A 4,924-nucleotide genomic window follows, 5' to 3' on the forward strand; every position below is an offset into this window, starting at 1 on the left:
GGCGGAGAGCCCGAGCCACAGGGTGTCCGCGGCGCTGCCGGCGGAGTTCGCGAGGAAGGCGTCGCTGAGCAGCGCGACGAAGATGCCGGTGACGATCGCGAGCTGCTGCAGCGAGCCCAGCCGGCCGCGGATCGCCGCGGGCGCGATCTCGGCGATGTAGGCGGGCGCGATCACCGAGGCGATGCCGATGCCGATCCCGGCGAGCACGCGCCATCCGATGAGGTCCCACACCGAGACCGCGAGCCCGGATCCGATCGAGCTGACCGCGAACAAGGTGCCGGCGAGAACCATGATCCGCACCCGTCCGCACCGGTCGGCGAGCGGGCCCGCGAACCAGGCGCCGATCGCCGACCCGAGCAGGGCGCACGCGACGGCGAAGCCCGACAGCACGGAGCTGAGCGCGAAGCGGCCGGTCAGGGCGTCGACCGCTCCGTTGATCACTGCCGTGTCGAAGCCGAAGAGGAAGCCCCCGACGGCGGCGACGAGCGCGATCCCGACCGCCCGGCGGTACCGGGGGGTCGAGCCGGCCGTGGTACTCATGCGTCCTCCTGGGGTGTCGTGTGCCGGATCCAGTCCACGCGGTGGAGGGCGTTCCGGTCTTGAGTCGGGTGACTGCCGCGCCGCGTCGGCTTCGCGTCCGCTCGCGCACTCCCGCGCAGCAGTCGGTTGACCGAATCCTCGGGGCGCGCCGCGGGTCGAGCCTCGGTGACGTGTCCACTAAGGCGCCGGGGCCTCGAACCCAAGAACTCGGGTCGCATTCGTCGGGGGCATCAACGAGGCCTATCGGGACCGCAACGCGCGGTGCCACACTGAGGCGTCCTGAACAAGAGGGGCACAATGGCAGCACAAGCGCATCGACGCGCCCGTTCGGACCCATGACAGGGGCCGTGCGGCTCACCACGACCCAAGAACGCGCATTGGTCATCGCCACCGAGGCCGGTGATCTCGAGGCGTGCCAACGACTCGTCGAGGCATTCCTCCCGCCGATCGCGGCGCTGGCGCGCCACTTTCCCACCGGGATCGGCGTCGAGCGCCAGGAGCTCATCCAGGAGGGGGTCGCGGGCCTGCTGTTCGCAACCCGGCGCTACGACCCGGACCTCGGGACGCCGTTCTGGGCCTATGCCAGCTACTGGGTACGCAAGGCCATGCAGGACCTCGTCGCCGAGCTGACGATGCCCCTGGCCCTGTCCGACCGCGCCGTCCGAGGACTGGCCGCGATCCGCGCCGCCCGTCGCGACCATGTCGGCCGGTACGGGACCGAGCCGACGACCGACCAACTGGTCGGCGCCACCGGGTTCAGCCGGGACCGGATCGCGAGGTTGCTGGCCGCGGCCCGTGCGCCCGCCAGCGTCGAGGAGCCCGCTGGGGACGGCCGCGACGCCGTGGCCGACCACGTCCGGGACGGCGACGCCGAGCAGGCGTTCGACCAGGTGCTCGACGCGATCGAGTTCCGCGAGGTCGAGGACCTGACCGCCGGGCTCGCCGAGCGGGAGCGCGCCGTGCTGCGGGCGCACTACGGGTTGGGCACGCCTGCACAGACCCTGCAGCAGATCGGCCAAGGTCTCGGGCTGACCGCGGAACGCGCCCGGCAGATCGAATCGGGAGCGCTGCAGAAATTGCGGTCCGCGCTGTCGCAACCGGCTCCGGAATCGCGCGCCCTGTGATCGTCCTGCCCGAGCGCTGCCCGGAGAGTAGTCTGATGTGACATCTCGTGACGGAACGGCGCCCGATGAATTCTCATTCCACCGATCTGCGACACGACGCCCTCGTGTACGACTCCCTGGAGGAGTACGTGACGACGGCGGTCGCGTTCCTGCGTGAGGGACTCCGGGTCGGCGAGGGGGCTGTCGTCGCGCACACGCGTCCCGGCCTCGCCGTCATGCGCGAGGCGCTCGGGGACGACGCCGCCTCGGTCGCCTTCGTCGACGTCGGCGAGGCCTACACGCGGCCGGCGCGCACGTTGGCCGCGTACCACGCGGTCTACGCCGACCAGCTGGTGCGGACCCCGTCGCTGCGCGCGGTGGCCGACGTCCAGTTCGGGCCCGATCCGGCCGAGTGGGATCTGTGGGCGGCCTACGAGGCCGTGTTCAACGAGTCGTTCGCGCACCTCCCGGCCTGGGTGGTGTGCACCTACGACGGCCGGAACCTGCCCGACGCGATCCGCGACGCCGTGTGGCGCACCCACCCCACCGTCGTCACCGAGGACGGCCCGGCCGTCAGCGACCGCTACGAGGACCCCGAGCGGCTCCTCCGGCGGGCCACCGTGCCGCCCGCCCCGTTGGTCTCCCGGCGCTCGATCGGGTTCGGTCGGGACGCCGAGGAGTTCCGGGAGCGGCTGGCGCGCGAGCTCGACCTCGCCGGAGTGCCGGAGCAGCGATCGCTCGAGATGCTCCTCGCGGCCACCGAGGTCGCCGCCAACGCCGTCCGGCACGGGGGCGGGGTCCGGGACGTCCTCGTCGGGCGGGCCGCCGGCCGGTTCGCCTGCGAGATCGTCGACACCGGGCCCGGGTTCGACGAGCCCGCAGCCGGCTACCTTGCGCCGCGCCCTGGCTCGGGCAGCGGCCTCTGGGTCGCCCGGCAGCTCACCTGGCAGATCTACTTCTTCCGCGCCGCGGACGGCTTCACCGCGCGGATCGTCCTCTGAGTCGCCTGCCCGTCAGCGCTCCGCGAGGATCTGTCGCACCTGACGCGCGATGACGAGGTCCTCGCGGGCGTGGACGACGACGGTGCGCGCCGGGGCGTCGGAGGTGGACACGTCGCCTTCGGCGCCGTCGACGGTGAGTCTGTCCACGGCGGGGTCGAGGGCGAGCCCGAGGAAACCGAGGCCCTCGACGACGCGTCGCCGCAGGTCTGGCGCGTTCTCCCCGATGCCGCCGCTGAAGGCGAGGACGTCGAGGCCGCCGGCGGCGGCGGCCATGGCGGCGAGCTGACCGCGGGCCCGGTGCACCCAGACCTCGATCGCGAGCGCGGCGGCGTCGTCGCCGGCCGCGCCGGCCGCGAGGACCTGGCGCATGTCGGGGTCCCCGGCGAGGGCGAGCAGGCCCGAGGCGTGGTCGAGGGCGTGGTCGACCTCGCCGGTCGGGATTCCGGCGTGGCGGGTCAACCAGGTGACGGCCGAGGGGTCGAGGTCGCCGCTGCGGGTGGCCATGACGAGGCCGGCGGTGGGGGTGAAGCCCATGGTGGTGTCCACCGAACGGCCCCCCACGACGGCGCACGCGGACGCGCCTGCGCCGAGGTGGGCGACGACCACGCGCAGCCCCTCGATCGGCCGGCCCACGAGATGCGCGGCGCGGGTCGACGCCCAGTCGTGGGCCAGTCCATGGAAGCCGTAGCGGCGCAGGCCGAGCTCGGTGCGCCACCGCGGCGGGACCGCGTAGGTCCGGGCGGCGTCGGGCATGGTGGCGTGGAAGGCGGTGTCGAAGCACGCCGCCGCCGGGACGCCGGGCAGTGCCTCGGTCGTCGCCCGGATGCCCGCGACCGCGGGCGGTTGGTGTAGCGGCGCGAGCACCCGGAGCCGCTCGATCCGCTCCGGGACGTCGTGCTCGATCACGGTGGGTCCGGTGAACTCGGCCCCGCCGTGCACCACCCGGTGCCCGACGGCGTCGACCCCGCCGGCCTCGCGGACCAGCTCCGTCACGGTGCGTTCGAGGGCGCCGGCCGCGGGCTGCCCGTGGGGGGCGTCGAGGTCGGCGCGGTGGGCGACGGTGTCGTCGGCCTCCACGACGCGCAGCTTGACGCTGCTGGACCCGGCGTTGAGGACGAGGACCCGCATCAGCCCCGCGGCCCGGACGTGGTGTCGGCGGGCTCGGTCGTGTCGCGGACGTCGGCCAGCGGGTCGTGCTGGTCGGGGCCGGTCTGCGGGTCGTCGGGGAAGTCGCTGTCGGTGTCGGTGGTCCCCGGGGGACGGGGAATCTCCGCGCCGCCGTCGGCTGACCACACCCAGTCGCGGACGTCGGGGCGGTCCTCGCCGTACCGGCGGGTGTAGTCCCGGCAGGCGAGGCGTTCGTCGACCATCTGCTGGCGCAGTGCGGCGTGGCGCACGCCCAGGCCCGGGACGCGGTCGATCACGTCCATGACCAGGTGGAAGCGGTCGAGGTCGTTGAGCATGACCATGTCGAACGGGGTGGTGGTGGTGCCTTCCTCCTTGTAGCCGCGCACGTGCAGGTTGGCGTGGTTGGTCCGCCGGTAGGTCAGGCGGTGGATGAGCCAGGGATAGCCGTGGTAGGCGAAGATCACCGGCTTGTTCGGCGTGAACAGCGCGTCGAACTCGCGGTCTGGCAGCCCGTGCGGGTGCTCGCCCGGGTCCTCGAGGCGCATCAGGTCGACGACGTTGACCACCCGCACCCGCAGCTCGGGCAGGTGGCGGCGCAGCAGGTCGGTCGCGGCGAGGGTCTCCAGGGTCGGGACGTCCCCGGCGCAGGCGAGCACGAGGTCGGGCTCGGCGTCGTGGTCGCTGCTGGCCCAGTCCCAGATCCCGAGCCCGCGGGTGCAGTGCGCGACCGCGGCGTCCATGTCCAGCCACTGCGGCGCGGGCTGCTTGCCGGCCACGACGACGTTGACGTAGTCCCGCGAGCGCAGGCAGTGGTCGGCGGTGGAGAGCAGGGTGTTCGCGTCCGGGGGCAGGTATACCCGCACCAGCTCGGCCTTCTTGTTCACGACGTGGTCGATGAAGCCGGGGTCCTGGTGTGAGAAGCCGTTGTGGTCCTGGCGCCACACGTGCGAGGTGAGCAGGTAGTTCAACGACGCGATCGACCGGCGCCACGGGATGTCCCGGGTCACCTTGAGCCACTTGGCGTGCTGGTTGACCATCGAGTCGACGATGTGGATGAAGGCTTCGTAGCAGGTGAACAGCCCGTGCCGGCCGGTGAGCAGGTAGCCCTCGAGCCAGCCCTGGCACATGTGCTCGGAGAGCACCTCGACCACC

The 4,924-nt window shown here is 72.9% G+C and carries 5 protein-coding genes; 2 read left to right on the forward strand and 3 right to left on the reverse strand.

The features are described from left to right. Nucleotides 1-540 (reverse strand): MFS transporter (locus tag AC0CYZ_RS22940; RefSeq protein ID WP_472219614.1); only part of this gene is annotated, 540 nt, incomplete at its 3' end. A 347-nt stretch (nt 541-887) separates the two neighbouring features. Here AC0CYZ_RS22940 and AC0CYZ_RS22945 point away from each other — a divergent pair. Together AC0CYZ_RS22945 and AC0CYZ_RS22950 are read left to right on the forward strand one after the other, a co-directional pair. Continuing rightward, nucleotides 888-1,664, forward strand: coding sequence for a sigma-70 family RNA polymerase sigma factor (locus tag AC0CYZ_RS22945; RefSeq protein WP_472219616.1), 777 nt, complete (start codon nt 888-890; stop codon nt 1,662-1,664). Between the two features lie 65 nt (nt 1,665-1,729). After that, complete coding sequence (locus tag AC0CYZ_RS22950) at nt 1,730-2,644, forward strand: anti-sigma factor RsbA family regulatory protein (RefSeq protein ID WP_472219622.1); 915 nt, start codon at nt 1,730-1,732, stop codon at nt 2,642-2,644. A 12-nt stretch (nt 2,645-2,656) separates the two neighbouring features. Here AC0CYZ_RS22950 and AC0CYZ_RS22955 read toward each other — a convergent pair whose 3' ends face one another. Together AC0CYZ_RS22955 and AC0CYZ_RS22960 are read right to left on the reverse strand one after the other, a co-directional pair. Beyond that, complete coding sequence (locus AC0CYZ_RS22955; RefSeq protein WP_472219618.1) at nt 2,657-3,772, reverse strand: acetate/propionate family kinase; 1,116 nt, start codon at nt 3,770-3,772, stop codon at nt 2,657-2,659. Next, on the reverse strand, nt 3,772-4,924 hold a 1,153-nt coding region (locus tag AC0CYZ_RS22960; protein ID WP_472219620.1), incomplete at its 5' end, for a phosphoketolase family protein. The genes AC0CYZ_RS22955 and AC0CYZ_RS22960, both read right to left, overlap by 1 nt.

The sequence above is a fragment of the Actinomycetospora sp. genome (genome assembly GCF_055612215.1).

Bases quoted from the DNA above. Each gene is read 5' to 3' on its own strand.
- AC0CYZ_RS22950 (WP_472219622.1), top strand. From the start codon at position 1,730: ATGAATTCTCATTCCACCGATCTGCGACACGACGCCCTCGTGTACGAC.
- AC0CYZ_RS22955 (WP_472219618.1), bottom strand. From the start codon at position 3,772: ATGCGGGTCCTCGTCCTCAACGCCGGGTCCAGCAGCGTCAAGCTGCGC.